The organism is Bradyrhizobium retamae, from assembly GCF_001440415.1.
GTDB lineage: Bacteria > Pseudomonadota > Alphaproteobacteria > Rhizobiales > Xanthobacteraceae > Bradyrhizobium > Bradyrhizobium retamae.
Window position 1 is genome coordinate 169,409 of the sequence record NZ_LLYA01000024.1, and the last position, 23,559, is coordinate 192,967.

Here is a 23,559-nt window from a genome sequence, read left to right on the forward strand (position 1 = left end):
TGAGATAAGCCATCTCTCAGGTTTTTGGAGGGCTGCCCTGCGAATCACGCCGCACTTTTGCCCGCTTGGCCACTTCGCCGCGGCCGTGCCAAAGGTCTGCCGGCACTTTCGGCCCCTGCCCGGGCTTGGTAGCTCTGGGTGCAGGCGACCACCCGCAGGACGGCAATTGTGACTTCATTCCTCGATCCCGTGATTTCAGTCGTATCGGCCCATCCGTGGCTGGCCTACCTGACGCTATTTCTGGCGGCTCTCTTGGAAGCGATCCCGGTCGCAGGTGCGCTGGTGCCGGGCTCGACCATCATCCTTGCGCTGAGTGCGCTGGTGCCCGGCGGCGAACTGAAGCTATGGGGCGTGCTGGCGGCCGCGATCGCCGGCGCCATGCTCGGCGATGGCTCGGCGTTTTGGGCCGGCCATCGCTCGCAACGCCAAATTCTGGGCGCCTGGCCGATGTCGAAATATCCAGGCGTGATGGCGCAGAGCGAGGCGTTCTTCCACCGCTGGGGAACGCTGGCGGTGTTGTTCGCGCGCTTTGTGCCGCCGATCCGCGCCTTCGTACCGGTCACGGCCGGCGCGCTCGGAATGTCGCCGGCCGTTTTCTTCGGCGTCAATATCCCAGCGGTACTCGCCTGGGCTTTGGCGCATGTGCTGCCAGGCGTGCTCGCGGTCTCGGCGTTGCATGAATATGCTGGTCTGCCGCATCACCAACACACCGGCAAGCATCTGTGGATTCTGGCCGTGTTCGCGGTGGCAATCATCGCGCTCGGGGTCTGGACGCTGCGCCGCCGTCAGGCGCGGACGGGGCTCCGTCCCGGGGCGGGACCAACATAGCGCGCGCGGGGCCGGATCAGCCGGCCATGGCGCAATTGCTCGCAGGCATGCGCGATCCATCCGACCGTTCGCGCCATGGAAAACAGCACCAGCTCATGGCCCGGCGGCAGGCCGAGCGTATGCACCAGCACCGCAAGGGCATAGTCGATATTGACGAACTCGCCGGTCGCTTCGGCGATCCGCTCCGGGATTTCGTGGGTCAGCTTACGGTCCGCGCCCGAGCGTGCCAGCGCCTCCAAGAGCGCCCACGCACGGGGATCGCCATGCTTGTAGACCCCATGACCAAAGCCCGCGAAGCGTTCGCCGAGCGCGACGCGCTCGCGGATCACGGGGGCGACCTCGCTATTGGCAAGCGTCTTCAAAAGCTGCGCCGCCAGCACGCCGGCACCGCCGTGCTTCGGGCCTTTCAGCGCGACGAGACCGGCGATCATGGCATCGTAGAGATTTAGCCCGGTCGAGGCCGCGCAGCGCACCGTGAAGGTCGAGGCATTCAGCTCATGATCGGCCAGCAGCACCAGTGCGCGGCGGATCAGATCGGCCGCATGTTTATGCTCCGGCGCCCAGACGCGTGCGATCTGCAAGTGAAGCGGCTTTGCCGAAGATTTGGCGTTCAGCATGGTCGCGACCACGAGGCGCATGATGCGGCCACCTAGCATCGCGCGCTCCTCGTCGGCGCGGGTGAAGGCCCGCGGGTCAGCCCTGGCGGCGAGCGCCAGCACGGCGATGGCGCGATCGATCGCATTAGCTCCACGTGCAGCCTCGGCCACTGCGCGCATTTCGTCCGACACAACGGGACAATTGTTCTGATCGAAGGGATCGACGCCTGTGACATCCCACAACAGCGTCGCGGCATGTTCGAGCGTGTCGCGCTCGGCAAGATCGATGCAGTTGACGCCGCGATAGATTGCGCCGTCCTCGGTGATGGTTGCGACGGCTGAGTCCATCACCGGCAGATCGGCGTCGAAGCTGCGCAGGCCGCGCGGTTCCGGCGACGGTGCGCGCCGCTCTTTGAGTGTGCGGACGTCCTCGGCTCGGTAGCGGTGGCTGCGAGAATCCTCCGCCGGTTCCGACCGGATCAGGCCACGGCTGACATAGGCGTAGAGGGTCGCTTGGGAGATCGCGAGTTCGGCGGAGGCCTCGCGGGCCGAGAGGTAAAGGCCGGCAGGTTTTTTCATATTGATTTACATAATCAAGATTGATCAATCTGTCGAGAGGCCCGACCTTTGACAGCAAGCAAAGGAGAGCCCTCATGAACATGCAGATTTCCAAGACCCCGATTGGCCTCGACGGCATTCCAGCCGCCGAAACCGTCCTCAGCCACGTCGATGGCGAGCGCGGCGAACTGATCATCGCCGGCGAACGGGTCGGCGACCTCGCGGGCAAGTCGAGTTTTGAAGGCGTGACCGCGCGGCTGTGGAACGCCGCAATGGGAACCTCGCTTAACGAAGCCAATGTGCGCTCGAGGCTTGGCGCTGCGCGGGAACGCGCATTCGCACGGCTACCGGAATTGCTGCCGGCAACGCGTGGCATGTCGATTGCCGAGGGCTTTCGCGCAGCCGTTGCCGGCCTGCGCGGCGAGAACGGACTTGAGCACGAGGCGACCATCGTCGGCGCGTTACCTGTGATTGCGGGCGCGCTGCTGCAGCGGGCCAAAGGCGAGGACCCGATCGCGCCCGACCCGACCCTTGGCCATGCCGCCGACACGCTGTCGATGCTGCGCGGCCGCAAAGCCGAACCGCGCGAGATCACTGCGCTGGACACCTACTTCGTCACTGTCTGCGACCACGGCATGAATGCGTCGACCTTCACGACGCGCGTGGTAGCCTCGACGCAAGCGGATTTGTTCGCAGCCGTCACGGCCGGCTATTGCGCCCTGACCGGGCCGCTGCATGGCGGCGCGCCTGAGCCGGTGCTGGAGATGCTGGATGCGATCGGCTCGACCGAGCGCATCAAGCCATGGGTCGACAGCGCGCTGGCCCGCGGCGAGCGGCTGATGGGATTCGGCCACCGCATCTATCGCGTCCGCGACCCACGTGCAGATGTGCTCAAGCGCGCGATTGGGCGGCTCGCAGGAGGCGGCACCGATCTGCCGTTCGCGGGCGAGGTCGAGGCCTACATCCGCGACGCGCTGCGGCGGAAAAACCCCGACCGCCCGCTCGACACCAATGTGGAGTTCTTCACCGCGATCCTGCTCGACGCGCTGAAAATTCCGCGGCAGGCGTTTACGCCGATCTTTGCGGTGGCGCGCGCCGCAGGCTGGACCGCGCATGCCCGCGAGCAGCTGCGTGGCGGCCGGCTGATCCGGCCGAGTTCGGCGTATATTGGCCCAATGCCGAGGTGAGAAGGCAAAAGCGTTTGAGGGCAACAGCGGAGCCACACTCTCCGCTGTCGTCCCTGCGAAAAGCAGGGATCAATAACCACAGGCGCGTGTAGTTGCGCGAAACCGTCGAACAGCGGAATTAAAGTGGAGAAGCCACGGCGTATGGGTCCCTCCGGTTCGCAGGGACGACAGCAAGCAGCGCTACGCCCGCACCACCGTCTTCAAATAATTATACGCCTTGATGATCTCGATCAGGCGGTCCTCGGTAGAGCGGTCGCCGCCATTGGCGTCGGGATGGTGCTGCTTGACCAGCGCCTTGTACTTGGCCTTGACGTCATCGAGCGTTGCTTCGGCGGAAAGCCCCATCACCTGCAGCGCCTTGCGCTCGGCGTTCATCACCTTGCGCGTTTCGGTCTTGGCCTGCGCGCCCGGGCCGGGTCGCCAGCGGCCGCGGCCGTTGAGCTCGGAGAACATGCTGAACGGATCGGCGGCGCCGTCAAAGTCCTCGGCGCTGGGCTGCTTGCCCTTCTTGCCGGCGGTGTTGGCGCCCATCTTCCAGGTCGGGCGATGGCCGGTCAGCGCGTCCTTCTGGTAGCGCGCGACGGCGTCGGCGTTCATGCCCTGGAAAAAATTGTAGGACTGGTTGTATTCGCGCACATGGTTGAGACAGAAGTGCCAGTACTCGCGGGAATTCTCCCGGCCCTTGGGCGCGCGGTGCGGGCCCTTGTTCTGGCAGCCCGCCCACTCGCACATGGCGGCTTCCTCGCGCGCCTGCGCCTGCTGCTTCGCACTCAGCTTGTTGGGCTTGATGCGAATGGAATCGAAGAACTTGGATGAATCAATCGGCATGGCTGACTTTGACTACGCAACGCGCAAGGCTTCAAGTCTTGACATTGCGAATACCTCCATTCGGATGCCGCCATTGACGGGAAGCGGACACAGAATTATCTGCAACCATCATGAGCACCAGGGACATTATCATAAACAAGTTGCGTGAAGCTTTCTTGCCGGAAAGCCTCGACGTCGCGGACGAATCTCATCTGCATGAGGGCCATGCGGGCCACCGGCCAGGCGGTGAGACGCATTTCAGGGTCTATATCGTATCTGAAGCCTTCGAAGGGAAGGGCCGGGTTGAACGCCACCGCATGGTAAATGCGACGCTTGCGGCGGAACTTGAGGGCTCCGTCCATGCACTTGCCATCAGGGCGCAGGCGCCGGGAGAGACCGCCGGCCGGTAGTTTGGCACCCTGCCGCAACAGTGTGAGCGCCCGATGCTGTCGCAGAAGCTCGTAATTTTGGCAGGGCTCCCGGGTTCCGGAAAGAGCACGCTAGCCGAAGGGCTTTCGCGCCATTTTTCGCTGCCGCTGTTTTCCGTCGATCCGATCGAGGCCGCGATGTGGCGCGGCGGCCTGCCCCGGGATCAAACGGGAATTGCGGCATATGTCGTGGCGCAAGCATTGGCTGAAGAGCACCTGCGGCTGGGGCAGTCCGTCGTGATCGACGCCGTCAATCCGGTCGAGGCACCACGCGCCGTCTGGCGAAATCTCGCCGAAAAATATCGCGCGAATTTGTCGATCATCGAGTGCATTTGCGTGGACGAGGCGACGCACCGCCGGCGCATTGAAGCGCGAATGCGCTCCATCGAGGGAATGACCGAAATTACCTGGGCCGAGGTCGAGAAGCGGCGCACCGGCTATGAAGCTTGGACCGATGCGAGGCTGACGCTGGACACATCGGCGTATCCGCCCGAACGGCTGCTCGCGGAAGCGATCGCCCACCTGACATGAGGTTGTCCGCCAGCTTCCTGTGAAAATCGGCGGAGACGGTAGAACCGTCTTCGCAACTATGAGACAATCATTAAAGCGAAGGCTAAGTTCCGGTTGAACGCGGGGTCGGATCGATCCTGATGCCATCGCAGCTCGATGGGTCGTCCGATGCGATACTGCGCACGCTTCAGATGGGCCGCCGCCATGGCGTTGCTGGTTGCGGTCTCCCCAATCAGGGCGCAGGCGCTCGATATGCCGAGCCCGTTTGTGCAGGAGGTGCTGATCAAGAGCATTCTGGTGACGCTCAACGACGCGGTGGCATCGGACAATTTCACGGTCCTCCACGCCAAGATTTCAAAGCCGTTCCGCGATCAGTTTCCGCCCGACAAGCTGCGGGCTGTCTTCAAGGACTTGGTCGAGAAGCACGCCGTGTTCGACGCGATCGTCGCCAGCGCCGTGATTCCGGAGGAGGACGCCAGGATCGACGACAAGGGCGTGCTGCGCCTTAAGGGCCGCTTCGACACCACGCCCAAGAAGGTGAAGTACCAGCTCGGCTTCATTCCCTCCGATGGCCAGTGGAAGCTCTCTGGCGTTACGATCGATATTGAATAGTCCCACCGTCCTGAGGAGCGAGCGCGCATTTGCGCGGAGGCGCTCAGAACGCTGTCCCTGCCCGCTTCGGCTTCAGATACTCCGCGTCGGTCTCGCGCGGCAGCGGCGTGATCTTCAGCGCCGTAATGCGGTTGCGCTCGCGGCGCAGCACGCGGAAACGGCAGCCGTGGAAGGTAAAATTCTGGCCGCGTTCTGGAATCGAGCGCGCCTCGTGAATCACGAGGCCGGCGACCGTCGTTGCCTCCTCGTCGGGCAGATCCCAGTTCATGGCGCGGTTGAGGTCGCGGATCGGCACGGAGCCATCCACCACCACGGAGCCGTCGGCCTGGATGCGGACGCCGGCGACCACGACGTCGTGCTCGTCGGAGATATCGCCGACGATCTCTTCCAGAACGTCTTCCAGCGTCACCATGCCTTCGACCTCGCCATATTCGTCGACAACGAGCGCGAAGTGGGTTTTGCGGCGGCGGAACGCCTTCAACTGTTCGGACAGGGGCCGCATCTCCGGCACGAACCAGGGCGGGCGCATGATGGCCGAAACGTTGATGTGCGAGGTATCGCCGTCGGAAGCACGGATCGCGCGCAAGAGATCCTTGGCGTGCAGCACGCCGATGATGTTCTCCGGCTTGTCGCGCCAGAGCGGGATGCGGGTGTATTCTGTCGCCAGCACCTCGCCCACCAGTTCGTCCGGCGGCAGGTCGGCATTGATCATCACCATCGCGGTGCGATGAACCATGACGTCGGATACCGCCAGATCGCCAAAGCGGAAGACATTCTGAATGTATTCGGCCTCACCGCTTTCGATCCCGCCGTGCACGGCCGATTCTTCCACAAGCCCCTCGATCTCGGAGTCGGTTAGAATTTCGTGCTGCGAGGATTCCTGTACGCCGAGCAATCGCAGAATCCCGCGCGAGGCGCTGTTGAGCAGCCAATTCAGCGGATAGAACACCAGATAGGACAAATAGAGCGGATACGCGATCCATTGCGATACCGGCATCGGCTCCCTGATCGCCAGCGTCTTCGGCACCTGCTCGCCGACGACGATATGCAGCGAGGAGAACACCAGGAACCCGGCCAGGAACGACACGAAGTGCAAGCTGGCTTCCGACATTCCGAGCGGCATGAGCACCGGTTCGAGCAGCGCCGAAACGGTCGGTTCGCCGACCCAGCCGAGGCCGAGCGAGGCCATGGTGATGCCGAGCTGGCAGCAGGCGAGATAGGCCTCGATATTGCCCATCATGCCGTGCAGCAGGCGCGCACCGAACCGGTCCTGCTCGACCATCGCCTTGATGCGGAAGCCGCGGCTCTTGACCAGCGCAAACTCGGCGGCCACGTAAAACGCGTTGGCGGCGAGCAGGAAGATCGCGAGCAGCAGATTGAACGCGGTCGAACTCATATATTCCTCGTGACGGCCCCGGCCCCGCGCGACGCTTGCGTCAAGCCGCCCGATAATCCCGTCATCCTGACAACTTCTGTTGCAGGAAATCGCGAACCAGCGCCGGCTCGACGTCGTTTGCAACCACCGCGCGGCCGATCGCCTGCAGCAGGATGAAGGTCAGCTTGCCGCGCTTGACCTTCTTGTCCTGCGCCATCAGCGCCACCAGGGCGTCGGCATCGGCCAGTCCTTCCTGGGCAAAGCCTGCGATATCCTGCAAATGGGTCGGCAGGCCAACGGAAGCAAGATGGCGCTCGACCCGGGTGGCGTCGGCCTCGGAGATCATGCCGAGTTTCGCTGAAAACTCCGCCGCCAGCACCATGCCGACCGAGACGCCTTCGCCGTGGAACAGGCGGTCGGAAAAGCCGGTCGCGGCCTCCAGCGCATGGCCGAAGGTGTGGCCGAGGTTGAGCAGCGCGCGCTCGCCATTTTCGCGCTCGTCGCGGGAGACGATCGCGGCCTTGGCGCGGCAAGAGGTTGCAATCGCGTGCTCGCGCGCCGCGCCACCGGAAAAGATGTCGGCATGATTGGCTTCGAGCCAGGTAAAAAAGGCTTCATCGCCGAGCACGCCATATTTGGCGACCTCGGCATAGCCGGCGCGGAACTGGCGCGGCGATAGCGTGTCGAGCACCGACGTATCGGCGATCACCAGCACCGGCTGATGAAATGCGCCAAGCAAATTCTTGCCCTGCGGCGAATTGATGCCGGTCTTGCCACCGACCGAGGAATCCACCTGGGCCAAAAGCGAGGTCGGCACCTGCACGAAATCGACGCCGCGGCGCAGGATCGCCGCCGCGAAACCGGCGAGATCGCCGACCACGCCGCCGCCGAGCGCGATCACCAGATCGTTGCGCTCGATCTTCGCCGCGATCAGCGCTTCGGAGATCCTTTCGAGACCGGCATAGGTCTTTGATATCTCGCCTTCCTCGACGATGACGCGAGACGTCGCGATGCCGGCTTCGGTAAGCGAACGCTCGGTCTGCTCCAGCCAGTACCTGGCCACAGTACGGTCGGTGACGATGGCGGTTCGCACGCCGGGCCGCAGCGCAGCGACGCGCGCGCCGAGCGTATCCAGCACACCGCGGCCGATCACGATGTCATAGGCGCGGTCGCCGAGGGCGACGTCGACCGTGATATCAGCGGAATGTTTCAGCGGCGCAGTCATGGCGTGAGGTTCATCCCGTCGGTTGTTGGCTGGGCGGCCGGGCGCCGGCACACAGCCGGGCGCGCAGGGCCTCGATGCATTCGTCGACGATTCGATCGTGCGGCACGTCGCGAGACAGAATGGTCACGTCGGCGCTCCGGTAGACCGGCTCGCGCGCTTCGAGCAGGCGGCTGACGGTGGCAGTCGGATCCTCTGTCTGCAGCAGCGGCCGGTCGGCGCGGCGCTTCACGCGCTTCATGATGATGTCGACGTCCGCCTTGAGCCAGATCGAGACCGCCTTGTCGCGGATGCGGTTGCGGGTCTCCTCGCGCATGAAGGCGCCGCCGCCGGTGGCGATCACGGCCGGGCCGCTGTCGAGCAGCCGCGCAATCACCCGCGCCTCGCCGTCCCGGAAATGCGGCTCGCCATGGGTTTCGAAAATATCCGGAATCGACATTCCGGCAGCCGCCTCGATCTCGATATCGGCGTCGAGAAATGGCAGCCGCAGCCGCGCCGCCAGCCGGCGGCCGATGGTCGACTTGCCTGCCCCCATCATGCCAACCAGCACAACCGAACGCCGTGCCAGGGCCGACGTAACGTCGGCCTCCTGGGGGGCGCTCGCCTGGGCCGGTGCGACGGTCTCGGACATCAAAAAACTCTGTGGTTTCGCGGATTTCTACCGCTCCGCGACACCTATACTACCCCGACTGACGCAGTTGCCAGAGACTCTTGCCACGGGGATGGGAACATGTTGGATGATTTCATTGGTTAATTCGGTGCCCTGAGCCCCCTATGCCCAGCTTGTTCCGCTTTCTGACGGTCGTCGGCGTGATAGCCGGGGTGATCTATGGCGTGGTTTTCGCGCTGGCGAATTTCGTCAATCCAAACCCCCGGGAAATGACGGTCACCATTCCCGCAGACAAGTTCCTCAAAAGATAGCCGCTGGTTGCGAGGATCTACGGCCGGCAATTAACGACTCAGCGCTTTGCGCAGCAGACGCAGGAACAGCCGCGTATCTTCGAGCAGGTCATGGCCCGCGACTTGCGCGTCCTTGATGCCCTCCATCGCCGCAATAATGATGGCGGCTACATCGACAGGCGTGGCGTGCAAAGCATCCAGGGTGATCGCACCTGTCGCCAGCGCATTGGTTAGCGCTTGAGCGAGGAGGGCCACTAGCTCGGCGCGCGCCGCCAGCGTGACGTCTCGGGACAACGCCATATTGGTTTCGAACAGTTCCGCCGCGTCGCCGCTACCGGCGAAAGGCGCGATTAATTCCCGTTGGAAAGCGGCAATTGCCATTTCAATCCGACTGAAAACATCGCCGTCACCTGCGAGCGCGGCTTCGACCTTCCGCATCGCCCGGGCGTGCGCCCGCGCCGATCCCGCCCGAAACAGTTCTTCCTTGCTGCTGAAGCTCAGATAGAGCGCCGCCCGAGACATGCCCGCGGCGCGCGCGATGTCGGTCATCGACGTCTTGCGGAAGCCGTGACGGACAAAGACGGGAAGCGCCGCGTCGAGAATGGCTTCGGATTTTTGGTCGCTCTGATTCATCTGAGACAGATTGACATTGCTTGTCTAATCCGTCAAAAGACGGTTAGACATTGATTGTCCATCTGTCTAATCGCCAGGCCATTCGGCGGCGTTAAAGGATTGAGTCTACATGCATACCAGGTTGAATGATCCTGCGGCCGCCGCCACGGTGCTCGTCACCGGCATCGGCGGATTTCTCTGCGGACATATCGCGAGGCAATTGCTGGCGAGCGGCTATCGCGTTCGCGGCACCGTCCGCAGCCTTACCGCCTGTGACCGGATCAGAAGCCAGCTTTGTGCCGCCGCACCCGCCGGCACCGAGGCGCTCAGCTTTGTACAGGCCGATCTTTGCTTCGATGCCGGATGGGATGACGCGCTCAGGGGTTGCCGCTACGTCATTCATACGGCCTCGCCATTTCCGGCGGGCTTGCCAAAGAACGCGGAAGAATTGATCGAGACCGCGCGAGAAGGCGCGCTACGGGTGCTGCGCGCGGCCCATAACGCCGGCGTCGCGCGTGTGGTGCTGACATCCTCGATCGCCGCTACCAATCACGGCAGCGGTCAGGCTCCCTATACCGAGAGCGACTGGACTGACCCCACCAGCGCGCGGGCCACGCCCTACTACAGGTCGAAAACGCTGGCGGAACAGGCGGCGTGGACCTTTGCCAAGAAGACCGGACTCGATCTGGCCGTCATCAACCCGGGCACGATCTTCGGCCCGCTGCTCGGTCCGCAATACGGCACATCGGTCGGGCTGATCCAGCAAATGATGAGCGGCAAGCTGAAGCGTGTCCCGCGCTTCGGCTTCGCGGTCGTGGACGTGCGCGATGCGGCCGATGCCCATATCCGCGCCATGACCTGTCAGGATGCTTTCGGCCAGCGCTTCATCATCGGCGGAGGATTTTTCTGGTTGAGAGAATTGGCGGCCGTGCTGGCAAAATCGTTCCCAACCTATGCTGCCGATTTGCCCCGCGGCGAAGTGCCGAGCTGGATGGTGAGGGCAATGGCTCCGTTTAGCCCGCGTTCGCGCATGATCATTCATGAACTCGATCGTGACCTCAGCGTAAGCACGGCCAAGGCGCATCGGGTGCTGAACTGGAGAGCGCGGCCTGACGAGGACTGCATTCGCGCCAGCGCACAAAGCCTGATCGACTATGGTCTGATCACCAGGGCGTAGAGCGGCAGCTCCGTTACCCGCGCAATCAGCGTCAAACCCGCAGGTTGCGCCGTCACAACGCATTCTAATCCTCCCCCTTACAGAATTGGACAACACCGATGCCAACGCACACCACCGACATGGACGGCTCGCCGGAAGCCGAGGACATCCGCGACACCGAACGGTCCCGGCTTCGCGCCCTGGTCGCCGCCGACATGGAGGCGGCAAGGCCGCTTCATGCGTCTGAGTTCCAGTTGATTACGCCGATCGGAATGCCGCTATCCAAGGATGAATATCTGGGTGCGATCGCGAGTGGCCAGATCAAGTATCTCATGTGGGAACCCGGACCTATCGCCGTACGGCAGCACCAGGGCCATGCAGTGATCCGGTATCGGGCCAGGCTCGAGATCGTGTTCGGTGGCCACCAGGTCGCCCCCGGCGATTACTGGCACACCGACACTTACGAATATCGCGACGGGCGGTGGATGGTCGTCTGGTCGCAAGCCACGGCGATTAGTCAAACGTCCTAACCGCATGCGCGTGCAGGCTCGTGTTTGAAAAGCCTCCGTCCTGCCCGGATCATGCGGTATCATAGCGAATGCGCACGACACCCTCCGACACGAAGCTGATCAACCTGTTCCTCGACATGCTCGCGGCGGAACAGGGGGCGGGCGACAATACGCTCGACGCCTATCGGCGCGACCTCACAGATTTTTCCGAATTTCTCGGGCAAGCCGGACAGAACTTTACCCGTGCCGGGACCGACGCGCTGCGCGACTACCTCGCCGATCTCGATACCCGCGGCTTCAAATCCTCCAGCGTGGCGCGGCGGCTGTCGGCGATGCGGCATCTGTTCCGCTTCCTGCTCAACGAGCGCATCCGCGCCGATGATCCGGCGGCGATCCTGTCCGGCCCGAAGCGCGGCCGTGGGCTGCCGAAGGTGCTGTCGATATCGGATGTCGACCGGATGCTGACGCGGGCCAAGGAACTGACCGAGGCCGAGAACGCCTCGCCGCAACAGCGGCTGCGCGCGGTGCGGCTGTATTGCCTGCTGGAAGTGCTGTACGCCACCGGCTTGCGCGTCTCGGAGCTGGTGGCGCTGCCGCTGTCGGCCGCACGGCGCGATGCCCGCATGATCATGGTGCGCGGCAAGGGCAACAAGGAACGGCTGGTGCCGCTCAACGAAGCTTCAAGGCAGGCGATGGCCGATTATCTCGCCGCTATGGAAGCGCTCAGGCCCGAGAAGAAGAAAAACGCCGCCGCATCAAAGTGGCTGTTTCCCTCCTTCGGCGAGAGCGGCCATCTGACGCGGCAACACTTTGCGCGCGACTTGAAGGAACTGGCGGCGGCGTCAGGCCTCGCCCCGCGGCTGGTCTCGCCGCACGTGCTGCGCCACGCCTTTGCCAGCCACCTGCTGCACAACGGCGCGGACTTGCGCATCGTGCAGACCCTGCTCGGCCACACCGACATCTCGACCACGCAGATCTATACGCATGTGGTCGAGGAGCGGCTGAAGAGCCTGGTGCGCGACCTGCATCCGCTGGCGGAGAAGTAGGCGGACGTAGCCCGGACGGAGCGCAGCGCCGCGTCCGGGACACGGAGATATCCCCGCGCGCGCCCCATTTGCCTTGACTTCCGCGGCTTCTCCCCCGAAACAGCCGTCCCGCCCGCGGCCTTGTTTGGCGCGCTTTCGGCAAACCGGGCTATCCGGACCGAGATACGCGCTAAATCATTGAAGATGCGTGCTTTCTTGGGGCGAATCGAAAACCGCTTCGCCTCACAGCGCGTTGTTACCTATATTGTCTTGATGCCGGAACAGATGCGCAGCTATCTCGACTTCGAAAAACCAGTCGCCGAACTCGAGTCCAAGATCGACGAATTGCGCGCGCTGGCGGCGTCCGGCAGCGACATCGGCGACGAGATTGCGCGCATCGAGGACAAGGCGTCCCAGGCGCTGTCCGATCTCTACGCCAATTTGACGCCGTGGCAGAAGACGCTGGTGGCACGCCATCCGCAGCGCCCGCACTTCACCGATTTCGTCAACGCGCTGATCACGGACTTCACGACGATGGCGGGCGACCGCAAATTCGGCGAGGACGCGGCACTGATGGGTGGCTTCGGCCGCTTCCGCGGTGAGAGCATCTGCGTCGTCGGCCAGGAAAAGGGCGCCTCGACCGAGGGCCGCATCAAGCATAATTTCGGCATGGCCCGGCCTGAAGGCTATCGCAAGGCCGTGCGGCTGATGGAGTTGGCCGATCGTTTCGGCATTCCCGTGCTGTCGATCGTCGATTCCGCCGGCGCCTATCCTGGCATCGGCGCCGAGGAACGCGGCCAGGCGGAAGCGATCGCGCGCTCCACCGACGCCTGCCTGTCGCTCGGCGTACCCAATGTCGCGATCGTCACCGGCGAAGGCATGTCGGGCGGCGCGATCGCCATCACGACCGCGAATAAGGTTTTGATGTTCGAACACGCGATCTACAGCGTGATCTCGCCGGAGGCGGCCTCCTCGATCCTGTGGCGCGACGGCACCAAGGCGCAAGAAGCTGCCACCAGCATGAAGATCACCGCGCAGGACATGCTGCGATTCGGCGTCATCGACCAGATCCTGAAAGAGCCCGCCGGCGGCGCCCATCGCGATTCTGCCGCCATGATCTCGGCCACCGGCGATGCCATCGCGGAGGCCTTCAATGATCTCCGCAATCTCGACGCGGATGCTGTCCGCCGGCATCGGCGGCAGAAATTCCTCGATATCGGCCGCAAGCTCGGCTGATCGCTCCGTCCCTATCTACGCTGCCTCGGTAAGGTCGGTCGGGCTACTCGCTCCAAATATCAACGACGACCTCTGAACGGCCATTATTTTCGCCAGCGTGCATGATTCGGCCGCAATTAGGCCCCGAGCCCGGTCTTTAGTTTCTGTTGACCATGCCTGCCGCAGCATCCGCTGGACGGCCCCGTTCGGGTTGCGGCGCAGGGGGGCAATGGGTAGTATTTTAGACAATGGCTTCAGGGCACGTTCGCTATTGATTTGGGGTGCGAGAATGCCCGGTGGGTGTGGAGCTTAGCCTTTGATTAACCGCTCGCTGGTTCGCGCGCTCGTCACGTCGGCTGTCCTCGTGGGCGCAGGCGTGTTGATGGCCGGCTGCAACAGTGACGGCATCTCGCTGGCCAACAACGCCAAGGCCAACCAACCAGTCCCGCCAAAACTGATCGCCGACATGACGGCGAAGGACATGGACCTGCAGTCCCCGATCCTGGTCCGGCTGTTCAAGCAGGAAGCCGAACTGGAGATCTGGAAGCAGGACCGCTCCGGCCGTTTCGCGCTGCTGAAGACCTATCCGATCTGCCGCTGGTCCGGCGATCTCGGCCCCAAGATCCGCGAAGGCGACCGCCAGGCGCCGGAAGGCTTCTACTCGATCTCGCCGGCGCAGATGAATCCGCAGTCGGCCTATTACCTCTCCTTCAACACCGGCTATCCTAATGCGTTCGACAAAGCATTGGGACGCACCGGCTCGCAGTTGATGGTGCATGGCGACTGCTCCTCGCGCGGCTGCTACGCGATGACCGACGAGCAGATCGCGGAAATCTATTCGCTGGGCCGCGAATCCTTCTTTGGCGGCCAGAAGTCGTTCCAGTTGCAGGCCTATCCGTTCCGGATGACGCCGGCCAATATGGCCAAGCACCGCAACAACCCGCACATGCCGTTCTGGAAAATGATCAAGGAAGGCAATGATCATTTCGAAGTGACGCGGCAGGAGCCGAAGGTCGATTTCTGCGAAAAGAAATACGTGTTCGATGCGGTCAAGCCACCGGGCGCCACCAAGGACCCGGTGTTCGAGGCATCCTCCAAGTGTCCCGCCTATGCGATATCAGATGAAATCGCCGACGCCGTGCGCGAGAAGCAGGCCACCGATATTGCCGAGACCGCGCGGCTGATCGCAAAGGGAACGCCGGTGGCGCGAATCAACACCGGTATCGACGGCGGCATGCACAGGGTGTTCGCCGCTAGCGTGCCCGAAGGCAGCACCGGGCTTTCGGAGCCCGGCGATGGCTCGAGCCTGTCGCTGATGGCGCGTGCGCCAGGCACCGTTCCCTCTCACGTCAATCCGCCGAAAGCTCCGTCCGAAAACCTGCTGAGGGGTTCGCCGGAGCCGCCGAAACTGGCCGCAGTACCGGCTGCTGCTCCTGCCGCTGCTCCTACCTCTGCTCCAGCTTCGACGCGTGTCGCCAATGCGGCGCCGACGACTGAGCAGAATGACGGTTTCTTCTCCAGCCTCGCCCGCAAGGTTGGTCTGGGCGGTGCAGCCGACGCCACCGCCAGCACGCCACCGTCCAAGCCGAAGGCGGCGACCGAGGCCAAGCAGCAGCCGCGGCCGGAAGCCGCAGCGCCGAAGACGACGGCAGCAAAGCCCGACGTCAAACACGCCGCCGCCAGCCGCCCGCCGCTGAAACCGTCAGTGCCGGATGCTCCGGCCGCTGCGGCCAAGGACAATCACGTCGCAGGCTCCGCGCCGATCGTGTCCACGAACTCGTTCGACAGCCGCTTCGGGGCGGTGAAGTAAGGCGCGGCAACACTTTCATAGCCGGATCAGCCATCGACCCCCTTCGGCGGACGCTACGGTGCGAGATAGCGCAATAATTCCGGATCGTTCCGCACCTCGCCAGCAGCGCCTTGCAGCGCCACCCTGCCGCGATCGAGCACATAGGCATAATCGGCGAGGCGCAGCGCGAGATCGAGATGCTGCTCGACGATGACGATCGAGATCTGCTTGGCCAACTCGATGAGCCGCTCGGTGATCTCCTCGATCACACCGACCCACACGCCTTCGGTCGGCTCGTCCAGCAGCAGCAATTTGGGATTGCCAAGCATCGCGCGTCCGATCGCCAGCATCTTGCGCTCGCCGCCCGACAGCGTGCCGGCCGGCTGGTCGAGCCGCTGCCCGAGCTTCGGGAAGATGGTCAGGATCCGATCGACCGCCGTCGGATCAACGTTGAACAGCGAGCCGACTGCGAGATTGTCGCGCACCGAGAGCCGAGCGAACACCGAATGTTCCTGGGGCACATAGCCGATGCCCGAGCGGACCCGCTCCTCGGTCCGGCGCCGGGTGATGTCACGGCCATCGAAAAACAACTCGCCATTCGAGCTCGCAAGCTCGCCGACGATCGCCTTCATCAGTGTGGTCTTGCCGGCTCCGTTACGGCCGAGTACCGCGACGCCGCCACGCCAGGGAATGCCGATGTTGACATCGAACAGGACCTGGCTGCGGCCATAACCGGCTTCGAGATGCCGTATGTCGAGAAATGTCTGTTCAGGCACGACGTAGATAAATCTCCTGGACGCTCTTGTTGGCCTGGATCTCGGCGACCGTTCCGGACGCGAGCACACGACCCTGGTCGATCACGGTCAGGCGGTCGCAGATATCGCGGATGAAATCCAGATCGTGTTCGACGATCACAAGCGAACAATGCTGCTTGATAGGCTGCAGGAGTTCGCCGGTGACGCGGCGCTCTTCCAAGCTCATGCCGCCGGTCGGCTCGTCCAGCAGCAGCAGCCGCGGCCTGGCTGCGAGCGCCATAGCGATTTCCAGCCATTGCTGCTGCCCGTGCGACAGCGCCGCGGCAGCATCATGCGCGCGATCGGCGAGGCGGAACTGGCTCAGCATCATCATTGCCTGATCGTGCAGCACGCCGCGCGTGCGCGAGAACACCAGATCGAACAGCGAGGATTGCGCCTGCAGCGCCAGCAGGATGTTGTCGTACAGCGTCAATGTCGGCAGCACGCTGGTGATCTGGAATTTCAGGCTCATGCCGGCGCGGGCTCGCTCGGTCGGCGACAACAGGGTGATATCGCGGTTGATGAAGGTGACCTTACCTTGGGTCGGCATCTCGGCGCCCGCGACGCATTTCATCAGGGTGCTTTTTCCCGAGCCGTTCGGCCCGATCAGGCCATGAAACTCGTTTTCGCCTATCGTCAGCGCTGCACCGTCGAGCGCGGTGAGCTTGCCAAACACCTTGACGATACCGGTCGCCTCAAGGAGCGGCATTGCGCTTCTCCTTCGGCCCCGCCCCAAAACTGCCGACGCGCTCGCGTTCGCCGAGCACATAGCTGATCAGCCCGAGCGGGCGGAACAGGATCACCAGCAGCAGCAACACGCCGAGAAGGATCGGCCAGATGTCGCGATAATTATCCGACAGCCAGAAGCTGACGCCCTCGATGATAACGGTGCCGATAACCGCGCCGATCAATGTGCCCGATCCGCCGAATAAAACGTAAAGCACGACCTGTGTCGAGATTACCACGCCGACCATATTGGGCCAGACGAAGCCCTCGTGAAATGCGTAGAGACTACCTGCAAGGCCTGCGATGGTGCCGCCCACGGCGAAAACAATCGCCTTCAGGTGTTGCGCTTTGTATCCGAAGAAGGCGATGCGCTGCTCGTTCTCGCGAAGCCCCGCCAATGCCAGGCCGAACTGCGAGCGCACCAGGAAGCGGCACAGCAGATAGACGACGACCAGAGTGCCGAGCGCGAAATAGTAATAGACCGGCCCTTCGGTAATGTCGTAGCTGCCGAGCGACATCGACGGAATCGAAGGAATGCCGTTCTGTCCGCCGAGATAGTACCAGCCGCGCGCCAGGCGGTCGGCGGCGTAGGATCCGGTCAGGGTACCGAGTGCAACGAAGATCACGCTAGAGGGATGCCGGCCGAGCAGCAGAAAGCCACCGAGCAGCAGCGAGGTGGTGAGCCCGATCAGCGTTCCCGCCGGCAGCACCAGAAAGATCGAGGTGATGTTGAGGTCGCGCGCCATCAGTGCAACGCCATAACCGGCCGACCCGAAGAACAGCGCCTGACCGAAGCTCAAGATGCCGGCATATCCCCACACCAGATCGAACGAGAGCGCGAACAGGGCGAGAATAATGACACGGGTGGCGAACACCGTGAGGTAGTCCTGCAGAACCAGCGGCAGGATCAGCGCAGCGATCAGCACCGCCCCTTCCACGATCGGGAGCACCTTTCGTCCCGCCGCTAGTCGCGCCGGCAATGCTCGATCCAATCCACTGTCAGCCATCGAAACGTCGGGCCCCCGACTCACCGTTGCGCGAAGGGCCTGCTTTGCCGCACCCATGGATCACTCAGCATTCCTTGGGATCGACGAGGCCGTCGCTGCGGCCCACGATCTCATAGTTCCCGCCTCTGGCAACAGCGGTATACATTTTCATTCTGCAGTGCCGCTTGCCCGGCACCATCTCGGCCGGTCCGCCCGGGCCTTCCGCGATCTTGGCGTGATCGAGCGCCGCGGCCACCGCATCGCGGTCGATCTTGCCCGCTTCCTTGACCGCCGCTTCCCATAGCTTCAGCCCGCGATAGGTGCCGGTCGCCGCGCTGCCGGCGGCGAACAGGAAATTGCCGGGGAAATCCTTCTCGTAGGCCGCCTGGATCTTGGCGCTGACCGGATCGTCCTTAGTCAGCGCCTTGAAGTAGTCAAGGCAGCTTGCAAGACCTTCGATCTCGCTGGCCTGATTGATGTTGAGCGTATTCTCGTCATAGTACACGCAGGCCAGCCGTCCCCCATTCTTCAGGAAGCCCGCCTCGTAGAGCTGCTTGAAGAACGGACCGACCCCGGGAGGGATTACGGTGTTAAAGACGACATCGACCTTGTTGGAGATGATGCGGTTGACGGTGGCTGAGAAGTCGACCTGGTCGAGCGGGTAGTATTCCTCGAACACGACCTCGCCACCGCTGGATTCAATCACCTTGCGGGCATAGACGTTGAGTGTGTGCGGCCAGACATAGTTCGCGCTAGGCAGCGCAAACTTCTTGCCGCCGTTCTTGATCAGCCAGGGTATGAACTCGTCGCATTGCTGCGCCGGAGTAGGGCCAGTGCAGAATAGATTGGCTGTGCATTCCTTGCCCTCGTAAAGCTGCGGATAGATGTACAGCGTCTTGCCACGCGCTACGATCGGATCCTTGATCGCGTTGCGCATCGAACTGGTGATGCCGCCGAGCACCATGTCGACCTTGTCGCGCTGGATCAGCTTGCGAACGTTGCCGACGGCGACCGATTCGTTGGAGGCGGTATCCTCGATATAGAGCTCGAGCGGCCGGCCGAGCAGGCCGCCGGCAGCGTTGATCTGCTTGATGACCATCTTGGCGACGTTGGCGTCGGCATTGCCGGCATAGGCGATCGGGCCGGTCAGGTCGGTTGCGATGCCGACCTTGATCGGGCCTTCGGCGGCATTGGCCCAGTCGGGCCTGACCACCCAGCTACCGATCCCGGTCGCAATCGCGCCGGTCGTGAAAGCGAAGCCGCTGAGGAAACGACGGCGCGTCAAATCAAGGCGATCGGCAAACATGCGACTAAACCCCTTTTCCAGCGATGAGGCCTTGCGGCCGGAATTTGATGAAGACGATGGCGAGTACGAAGACGAGAACGTCGGCAACCACGGGCGCAATGACCCAGGGCAGCGCCGCGCTGAGCGTTCCGATCAAGCCGGCTCCGGCGACCGGCCCGATAAACGATCCGACGCCGCCGACCATGACCGCGACAAAGCCCTGAATCAGGAAGCGGATGCCGAGGTCGGCGAACAGGCTGAACACGGGCACGATCAACGCGCCGGCAAGCCCCGCCAGTGCGGCGCCGAAGGCAAACGTGGCGCCGTAGATCAGGGGTGTCGAGATTCCGGACACCCGCGCCAGCGCGGGATTTTCCAACGTCGCGCGCACGCGAAGGCCGAAGCTGGTCCGCGACAGCAATAGATAGCAGCCGCCCATCACCAGCAGCGTGATGACGATGATCGTGAAGCGCCACGTCGAAATGTGCATCGTGCCGATATCGATCGAGCCGCCGATCGGCTCCGGCACGGTCAGATAGAAACCGCCGATCAGGCCGCGCACGCTTTCGCGGATGATCAGGCCGAGCGCATAGGTGCCAAGCATCGCCACGATGGGCGCGGCGTAGAAGCGGCGGATGATGAGCGCCTCCAGCACGAAGCCGAGGCCGCCAACGATAAATGGCGCAGCCGCCATGCCCACCCAGATCGGAATCCCGCGGCTATGCGCCAGATAGGTAACGTAAGCGCCGAGCAGGACGAACTCGCCCTGCGCGAAGTTGAAAATCCCCATCATGCTGGCAATGATCCCGAGCCCCAGCACGACCAGAACGATGATCGCGCCGAAACTCAGGATCTCGAATGCCGCAACGAATGCGCTAGCCATGTCCTATGTCCAGCCGGCCTGCAACGATGAGCCCCTCACATCTTCTTCCAGTCGCCGATCTGTTCGAACGCGTGCGCCGCGCGGTATATCGTCGATTCCTCGAAGTGACGCCCGACCAGCATCAGCCCGACGGGCAGGCCGTCGACCATGCCGCAGGGCAGTGACATTGCCGGGTGATGCGTGATGTCGAACGGCGCGGTGTTGGCAATCATCTCGAGCGCACGCGCCACGTAATCCTCACGGCTCGCATTGGCTGGCGGCAGCGGCGTCGCCTTCATCGGCGTCGTCGGCAACAGCAGCAGATCGTAGTCCTTGAGCGCCTTGTCATAGGCGGCGGTCAATCGGCGTGAGATGTTGAGCGCCTTGCCGTAGTAGCGTGGCCCGAAATTATTGTTGATGTAAGTGCCTAGCAGCAGGAACAGCTTCGTGGTCTCGGAGAGCGAGTCGGCCTGCCGCCGCCAGCCGCGATGGAAGTCCATCAGCGAGGTCGAATAGAGATCGGCACGGCTAAGGCCATAACCGTCGCCATACATCATGGTCTGCGTCATGCCTTCTGTGCCGATCGGCGTCCAGATCGCAGGTCCGGTCAGATGCATCGGAACCGAGACCTGCTCGACGATTGCGCCGAGGTCGCGGAAACGCTTTGCCGCCTCTCGCACGCTCTCATTGACCGCCAGTTCAGCCGTCGACTGTTCGAAGCCTTCCTTCAGAATGCCGATCTTCATCCCTTTGATGCCGCCGCCGAGCGCCTTGGTGTACTCCTCGACCTTCGGGGCCTTGATACGCGGATCGTAGCCGTCGTCGCCGGCGATCACCTCCAGCAGCAGCGCGTTGTCCGCCACCGTCGCCGTCATTGGCCCGGTGTGGTCGACGAAGATTTCGATTGGCATGATCCCGGTGTATGGCACCAGCCCCCAGGTCGGCTTCATGCCGTAGATGCCGCAGAACGAGGACGGCATGCGGATCGAACCGCCCTGGTCACCGCCGATCGCCATGTCGACCTCACCGAGTGCGACGACGACGCCGCTGCCCGACGACGAGCCGCCGGCCGAATAGCCCATTTTGTGCGGATTGTGCACAGGCCCTACTGCGCCGGTGTGGCTGCCGCCGGACATGCAGAAGGATTCGCAGTGAACCTTGCCGGCGATCTCGGCGCCTGCATCGAGCATGCGCGTGACGATGGTGGCGTCGAAATCGGGTACGTAGCCTTCCAGCGTCGCCGAACCGTTCATCATCGGCACGCCCGCCAGCATGATGTTGTCCTTCAGAGCCACCGTCTTGCCCTTGAGCTTGCCGGAAGCGGCGCCCTTCACTGTCGACTTGCGGTACCAGGCGTTGCGCGGGTTTTCCTCCGGCTGCGGCCGGTAGCCGGGCGTGCGCGGATATTTCACCGGCGGCACCTCGTCCGGCATTGCTGCCACGAGATTGTAGGCCTCGATCGAACCCTGCATCAGGCCGCGAAACGATGCTACATCTTCCTCGGTCAGCGAGAGGCCGCATTGCTCCGCGACCGCACGAAGTTGGGTTGGGGTTGGTAGGACGACTGACACGACGCTCTCCTGAAGCTTTGAGTTCCCGGCGCGGTGCCGCTGCCCGCCTTGCGGCGCGCCGTCGGCTCCACCTTGGTACTAAAAACGGAAATATTTTCCTTTTCAAGCATTATTTCGAAGTTCGGCGCGGATAGGTCGTGCGTTGTTTTTCTAAATCGTCTTGATTACCTTGAAGTCGAGGCCACTGGCCTCGGCAAGATACATCGGCATCTCGGCACGGCCATCGCGGATGGTGATGGGGCCTCGGGCGCCCGCATACACCACATTACGCGCCGCTGCGAGCAATGGCCCCATCGACAACGATGCGGCTCGGTTGGCTGCCGCTTCGAGGAAGCGCAACCCCTCATAGTTGGATTGGCTGACGGATCCGATCGGCGGCGCGTGCGGACCGAACATCGCCCGATAGCGGGAGAGGAATTCGTCGTTGGCGCGCGAGCCGACGCAACTGAAGTAGCCGGATGCGCAGAACAGGTTCTCGGTATTCTCGGCCCCGATGCCCAGCAGGACTGTCTCGTCCATTGCGCCGGCGAAGCGCAGCGTGGTGGCGGCGAGGCCACATTGGGCGAAGGCGCGATTGAACGTGATGCTGTCCGTGCCGATCAGCGAAATCAGCACCGCATCGGGCTTTGCGGCACGAATGCGCGCCAGATGCGCCTCGTGGTTATCTTCCCCGACCGGAACGAACTCTTCGCCGACGACCTGCCCGCCCGCTTCGGCGATGTATCGCTTGACCGCGCGATGCGACTGCCATGGCCACACATAATCGCTGCCGATCAGATACCAGCGCGACGCCTTCTTGACGTCGGACAGCCAATGGATCGACGGTCGGCTCTGCCAACGCGGTGTCTCGCCGATCGCCATCACGCCCGGCGTGCGCTCGCCACCCTCGTAGACGGGGGTATAGATATAGGGAATGCGGTTGCGAGTGACCCTGCGCAGTGCGACACGGACCGCGCTGATGTGCGAACCCATGATCAGGTCGACTTCGTCGAAGGCGAGAGCGCGTTCGGCGCGGCCCACTACCTCCTCGATTGGCCCACCGGAATCGTAGACCGACAGTTCAATCTCGCGTCCGAGAATGCCGCCGCGTTTATTAATCTCGGAGATCGCCAGCAGGACGCTATTGGTGGCGCTCGGGCCCCAGATTCCGGGCGACCCCGAGAAGGTGAGAAAATTGCCGATCCGCAGCTTGCTGTGGCCGTCTCGGCGTCTCGACGACCCGCGCTTGATCGTGGACAGGTCGAGATCGTCCGTCGCTGACGACAGGTTTCGAAACAGCAGCGCGGGCGGAATCGCGGAACCGCCGGTAGCCGGGAAGTTTACCGTCGAGCGCACGCCAACTCCTGTCTGTCACCAGACCAAAACGCATCCCGCGGGCGGCCGCGGCATCCACCCTTCCTAGTTGGGGAAATATCCTATTTGAAAATATTGAATATTCAACAATTGAAGTGCATATAGAAACGGCACCGACTGCCAGCCGTTCACTCATTCGGGTCAAGACAAAGTCTCAAGCCGTGGCCAAACCGCCGAAAGACAACCCCATCACAGAACACCTCGCCTATTTGCTCGCGCAAGCCAACCGGGAGATCAACCGGCAGCTAGAAATGCGCTTGAGCAAGGAAGGCGTACCTGTCGAGCAATGGCGCATCCTTAAAGTTCTGTCCGACGGCAACGGCCATTCGATGGGCGAGCTTGCGGACGCGGTGCTGCTCAACCATCCCACACTGACCAAGATGGTCGACCGCATGGTGTCAGATGCGCTGGTCTACCGCGTTCAGGATCCCAAGGACCGCCGCAAGGTCCTGATGTTCGTGTCCGACCGCGGCAAGGCGCTGAGCAAGCGGCTGAACTCGCTGGCGGTGAGCCAGGAAGAGCACATCGTCGAGAGCTATGGCGACAAATCGACCAACGAGCTCAAGCGTCTGCTCGAGAGCCTGATCGACAGCTCGAACTAAAGCGTGATGGCATTAGCTTCGATAGCCTGAGTTTTTGAGGTAATTGGCGCA

General features: G+C 63.0%; 25 protein-coding genes. 12 read left to right on the top strand and 13 right to left on the bottom strand.

Annotated elements, in window-relative coordinates; all coding sequences use genetic code 11:
- Nucleotides 1-168: 168 nt before the first annotated feature.
- Nucleotides 169-828 (top strand): DedA family protein, encoded by a 660-nt coding sequence (locus tag CQ13_RS05915; protein WP_057842100.1) that lies wholly within the window; start codon nt 169-171, stop codon nt 826-828.
- On the opposite strand, the gene CQ13_RS05920 is transcribed toward CQ13_RS05915, so the two are convergent.
- Nucleotides 786-2,003 (bottom strand): citrate synthase family protein, encoded by a 1,218-nt coding sequence (locus tag CQ13_RS05920; protein ID WP_057842056.1) that lies wholly within the window; start codon nt 2,001-2,003, stop codon nt 786-788. The genes CQ13_RS05915 and CQ13_RS05920 overlap by 43 nt on opposite strands.
- A 74-nt stretch (nt 2,004-2,077) precedes the next feature.
- On the opposite strand from CQ13_RS05920, the gene CQ13_RS05925 reads away from it, so the two are divergent.
- A complete protein-coding gene (locus tag CQ13_RS05925; RefSeq protein WP_057842057.1) occupies nt 2,078-3,169 on the top strand; it encodes a citrate synthase/methylcitrate synthase in 1,092 nt (363 codons plus the stop codon).
- 180 nt (nt 3,170-3,349) lie between these two features.
- On the opposite strand, the gene CQ13_RS05930 is transcribed toward CQ13_RS05925, so the two are convergent.
- Entirely contained in the window at nt 3,350-3,997 is a 648-nt protein-coding gene (locus CQ13_RS05930) for a J domain-containing protein (RefSeq protein ID WP_028347651.1), read from the bottom strand.
- A 110-nt stretch (nt 3,998-4,107) separates the two neighbouring features.
- Between CQ13_RS05930 and CQ13_RS05935 the strand changes: the two genes are divergently transcribed.
- From CQ13_RS05935 to CQ13_RS05945, 3 genes are all read left to right on the top strand, one after another.
- Complete coding sequence (locus CQ13_RS05935; RefSeq protein ID WP_057842058.1) at nt 4,108-4,386, top strand: BolA family protein; 279 nt, start codon at nt 4,108-4,110, stop codon at nt 4,384-4,386.
- A gap of 33 nt (nt 4,387-4,419) precedes the next feature.
- Complete coding sequence (locus CQ13_RS05940) at nt 4,420-4,935, top strand: P-loop nucleotide/nucleoside kinase family protein (RefSeq protein ID WP_057842059.1); 516 nt, start codon at nt 4,420-4,422, stop codon at nt 4,933-4,935.
- A gap of 183 nt (nt 4,936-5,118) precedes the next feature.
- Nucleotides 5,119-5,526, top strand: a complete 408-nt coding sequence (locus tag CQ13_RS05945; RefSeq protein WP_245309042.1) for a hypothetical protein — start codon at nt 5,119-5,121, stop codon at nt 5,524-5,526.
- Between the two features lie 43 nt (nt 5,527-5,569).
- Here CQ13_RS05945 and CQ13_RS05950 read toward each other — a convergent pair whose 3' ends face one another.
- The 3 genes from CQ13_RS05950 to CQ13_RS05960 form a co-directional block, all read right to left on the bottom strand.
- The gene (locus CQ13_RS05950; protein ID WP_057842061.1) at nt 5,570-6,922 is read right to left on the bottom strand and encodes a hemolysin family protein; all 1,353 of its coding nucleotides are present in this window, start codon (nt 6,920-6,922) and stop codon (nt 5,570-5,572) included.
- A gap of 61 nt (nt 6,923-6,983) precedes the next feature.
- The gene (aroB, locus tag CQ13_RS05955) at nt 6,984-8,126 is read right to left on the bottom strand and encodes a 3-dehydroquinate synthase (protein ID WP_057842062.1); all 1,143 of its coding nucleotides are present in this window, start codon (nt 8,124-8,126) and stop codon (nt 6,984-6,986) included.
- 10 nt (nt 8,127-8,136) lie between these two features.
- On the bottom strand, nt 8,137-8,754 hold the full coding sequence (locus CQ13_RS05960) for a shikimate kinase (protein ID WP_057842063.1): 618 nt from the start codon (nt 8,752-8,754) through the stop codon (nt 8,137-8,139).
- A gap of 143 nt (nt 8,755-8,897) precedes the next feature.
- Between CQ13_RS05960 and CQ13_RS05965 the strand changes: the two genes are divergently transcribed.
- Nucleotides 8,898-9,044 carry a hypothetical protein gene (locus CQ13_RS05965; RefSeq protein ID WP_057842064.1) on the top strand — a complete coding sequence of 49 codons (147 nt, stop codon included), beginning with the start codon at nt 8,898-8,900 and terminating at the stop codon, nt 9,042-9,044.
- Nucleotides 9,045-9,074: 30 nt separating this feature from the next.
- On the opposite strand, the gene CQ13_RS05970 is transcribed toward CQ13_RS05965, so the two are convergent.
- Nucleotides 9,075-9,656, bottom strand: a complete 582-nt coding sequence (locus CQ13_RS05970; protein ID WP_057842065.1) for a TetR/AcrR family transcriptional regulator — start codon at nt 9,654-9,656, stop codon at nt 9,075-9,077.
- A gap of 109 nt (nt 9,657-9,765) precedes the next feature.
- Here CQ13_RS05970 and CQ13_RS05975 point away from each other — a divergent pair, with 109 nt between their 5' ends.
- The 5 genes from CQ13_RS05975 (at nt 9,766) to CQ13_RS05995 (ending at nt 15,350) form a co-directional block, all read left to right on the top strand.
- Nucleotides 9,766-10,812, top strand: coding sequence for an SDR family oxidoreductase (locus CQ13_RS05975; RefSeq protein WP_057842066.1), 1,047 nt, complete (start codon nt 9,766-9,768; stop codon nt 10,810-10,812).
- A 98-nt stretch (nt 10,813-10,910) separates the two neighbouring features.
- A complete protein-coding gene (locus CQ13_RS05980; RefSeq protein WP_057842067.1) occupies nt 10,911-11,321 on the top strand; it encodes a nuclear transport factor 2 family protein in 411 nt (136 codons plus the stop codon).
- A gap of 68 nt (nt 11,322-11,389) precedes the next feature.
- Nucleotides 11,390-12,346, top strand: a complete 957-nt coding sequence (xerD, locus tag CQ13_RS05985) for a site-specific tyrosine recombinase XerD (RefSeq protein ID WP_057842068.1) — start codon at nt 11,390-11,392, stop codon at nt 12,344-12,346.
- Nucleotides 12,347-12,598: 252 nt separating this feature from the next.
- Entirely contained in the window at nt 12,599-13,561 is a 963-nt protein-coding gene (locus CQ13_RS05990) for an acetyl-CoA carboxylase carboxyltransferase subunit alpha (RefSeq protein WP_057842101.1), read from the top strand.
- A 295-nt stretch (nt 13,562-13,856) separates the two neighbouring features.
- Nucleotides 13,857-15,350, top strand: a complete 1,494-nt coding sequence (locus CQ13_RS05995; protein ID WP_057842069.1) for a L,D-transpeptidase family protein — start codon at nt 13,857-13,859, stop codon at nt 15,348-15,350.
- A 53-nt stretch (nt 15,351-15,403) separates the two neighbouring features.
- On the opposite strand, the gene CQ13_RS06000 is transcribed toward CQ13_RS05995, so the two are convergent.
- The 7 genes from CQ13_RS06000 to CQ13_RS06030 all read right to left on the bottom strand — a co-directional run bounded on the left by CQ13_RS06000 (nt 15,404) and on the right by CQ13_RS06030 (nt 22,888).
- Complete coding sequence (locus CQ13_RS06000; RefSeq protein WP_057842070.1) at nt 15,404-16,105, bottom strand: branched-chain amino acid ABC transporter ATP-binding protein; 702 nt, start codon at nt 16,103-16,105, stop codon at nt 15,404-15,406.
- A complete protein-coding gene (locus tag CQ13_RS06005; protein WP_057842071.1) occupies nt 16,098-16,832 on the bottom strand; it encodes an ATP-binding cassette domain-containing protein in 735 nt (244 codons plus the stop codon). The genes CQ13_RS06000 and CQ13_RS06005 overlap by 8 nt, the downstream gene beginning before the upstream one ends.
- The gene (locus CQ13_RS06010) at nt 16,819-17,856 is read right to left on the bottom strand and encodes a branched-chain amino acid ABC transporter permease (RefSeq protein WP_245309043.1); all 1,038 of its coding nucleotides are present in this window, start codon (nt 17,854-17,856) and stop codon (nt 16,819-16,821) included. Before CQ13_RS06010 ends, CQ13_RS06005 begins: the two co-directional genes overlap by 14 nt.
- A 64-nt stretch (nt 17,857-17,920) precedes the next feature.
- Nucleotides 17,921-19,141 carry a substrate-binding protein gene (locus CQ13_RS06015; RefSeq protein ID WP_057842073.1) on the bottom strand — a complete coding sequence of 407 codons (1,221 nt, stop codon included), beginning with the start codon at nt 19,139-19,141 and terminating at the stop codon, nt 17,921-17,923.
- Nucleotides 19,142-19,145: 4 nt separating this feature from the next.
- Entirely contained in the window at nt 19,146-20,003 is an 858-nt protein-coding gene (locus CQ13_RS06020; protein ID WP_057842074.1) for a branched-chain amino acid ABC transporter permease, read from the bottom strand.
- 35 nt (nt 20,004-20,038) lie between these two features.
- Nucleotides 20,039-21,553: an amidase gene (locus CQ13_RS06025; protein WP_057842075.1), complete on the bottom strand. Its 1,515-nt coding sequence runs from the start codon at nt 21,551-21,553 to the stop codon at nt 20,039-20,041.
- Between the two features lie 150 nt (nt 21,554-21,703).
- On the bottom strand, nt 21,704-22,888 hold the full coding sequence (locus tag CQ13_RS06030; protein ID WP_057842076.1) for a substrate-binding domain-containing protein: 1,185 nt from the start codon (nt 22,886-22,888) through the stop codon (nt 21,704-21,706).
- A gap of 179 nt (nt 22,889-23,067) precedes the next feature.
- Between CQ13_RS06030 and CQ13_RS06035 the strand changes: the two genes are divergently transcribed.
- Nucleotides 23,068-23,508: a MarR family winged helix-turn-helix transcriptional regulator gene (locus CQ13_RS06035; protein ID WP_057842077.1), complete on the top strand. Its 441-nt coding sequence runs from the start codon at nt 23,068-23,070 to the stop codon at nt 23,506-23,508.
- Nucleotides 23,509-23,559: the final 51 nt, after the last annotated feature.

Bases quoted from the DNA above. Each gene is read 5' to 3' on its own strand.
- aroB (WP_057842062.1), bottom strand. From the start codon at position 8,126: ATGACTGCGCCGCTGAAACATTCCGCTGATATCACGGTCGACGTCGCC.
- CQ13_RS06015 (WP_057842073.1), bottom strand. From the start codon at position 19,141: ATGTTTGCCGATCGCCTTGATTTGACGCGCCGTCGTTTCCTCAGCGGC.
- xerD (WP_057842068.1), top strand. From the start codon at position 11,390: ATGCGCACGACACCCTCCGACACGAAGCTGATCAACCTGTTCCTCGAC.
- CQ13_RS05925 (WP_057842057.1), top strand. From the start codon at position 2,078: ATGAACATGCAGATTTCCAAGACCCCGATTGGCCTCGACGGCATTCCA.
- CQ13_RS05975 (WP_057842066.1), top strand. From the start codon at position 9,766: ATGCATACCAGGTTGAATGATCCTGCGGCCGCCGCCACGGTGCTCGTC.
- CQ13_RS06020 (WP_057842074.1), bottom strand. From the start codon at position 20,003: ATGGCTAGCGCATTCGTTGCGGCATTCGAGATCCTGAGTTTCGGCGCG.
- CQ13_RS05950 (WP_057842061.1), bottom strand. From the start codon at position 6,922: ATGAGTTCGACCGCGTTCAATCTGCTGCTCGCGATCTTCCTGCTCGCC.
- CQ13_RS06010 (WP_245309043.1), bottom strand. From the start codon at position 17,856: ATGGCTGACAGTGGATTGGATCGAGCATTGCCGGCGCGACTAGCGGCG.
- CQ13_RS05960 (WP_057842063.1), bottom strand. From the start codon at position 8,754: ATGTCCGAGACCGTCGCACCGGCCCAGGCGAGCGCCCCCCAGGAGGCC.
- CQ13_RS05930 (WP_028347651.1), bottom strand. From the start codon at position 3,997: ATGCCGATTGATTCATCCAAGTTCTTCGATTCCATTCGCATCAAGCCC.
- CQ13_RS05935 (WP_057842058.1), top strand. From the start codon at position 4,108: ATGAGCACCAGGGACATTATCATAAACAAGTTGCGTGAAGCTTTCTTG.
- CQ13_RS05945 (WP_245309042.1), top strand. From the start codon at position 5,119: ATGGCGTTGCTGGTTGCGGTCTCCCCAATCAGGGCGCAGGCGCTCGAT.
- CQ13_RS06005 (WP_057842071.1), bottom strand. From the start codon at position 16,832: ATGCCGCTCCTTGAGGCGACCGGTATCGTCAAGGTGTTTGGCAAGCTC.
- CQ13_RS05965 (WP_057842064.1), top strand. From the start codon at position 8,898: ATGCCCAGCTTGTTCCGCTTTCTGACGGTCGTCGGCGTGATAGCCGGG.
- CQ13_RS05920 (WP_057842056.1), bottom strand. From the start codon at position 2,003: ATGAAAAAACCTGCCGGCCTTTACCTCTCGGCCCGCGAGGCCTCCGCC.
- CQ13_RS05980 (WP_057842067.1), top strand. From the start codon at position 10,911: ATGCCAACGCACACCACCGACATGGACGGCTCGCCGGAAGCCGAGGAC.
- CQ13_RS05940 (WP_057842059.1), top strand. From the start codon at position 4,420: ATGCTGTCGCAGAAGCTCGTAATTTTGGCAGGGCTCCCGGGTTCCGGA.
- CQ13_RS05970 (WP_057842065.1), bottom strand. From the start codon at position 9,656: ATGAATCAGAGCGACCAAAAATCCGAAGCCATTCTCGACGCGGCGCTT.
- CQ13_RS05990 (WP_057842101.1), top strand. From the start codon at position 12,599: ATGCCGGAACAGATGCGCAGCTATCTCGACTTCGAAAAACCAGTCGCC.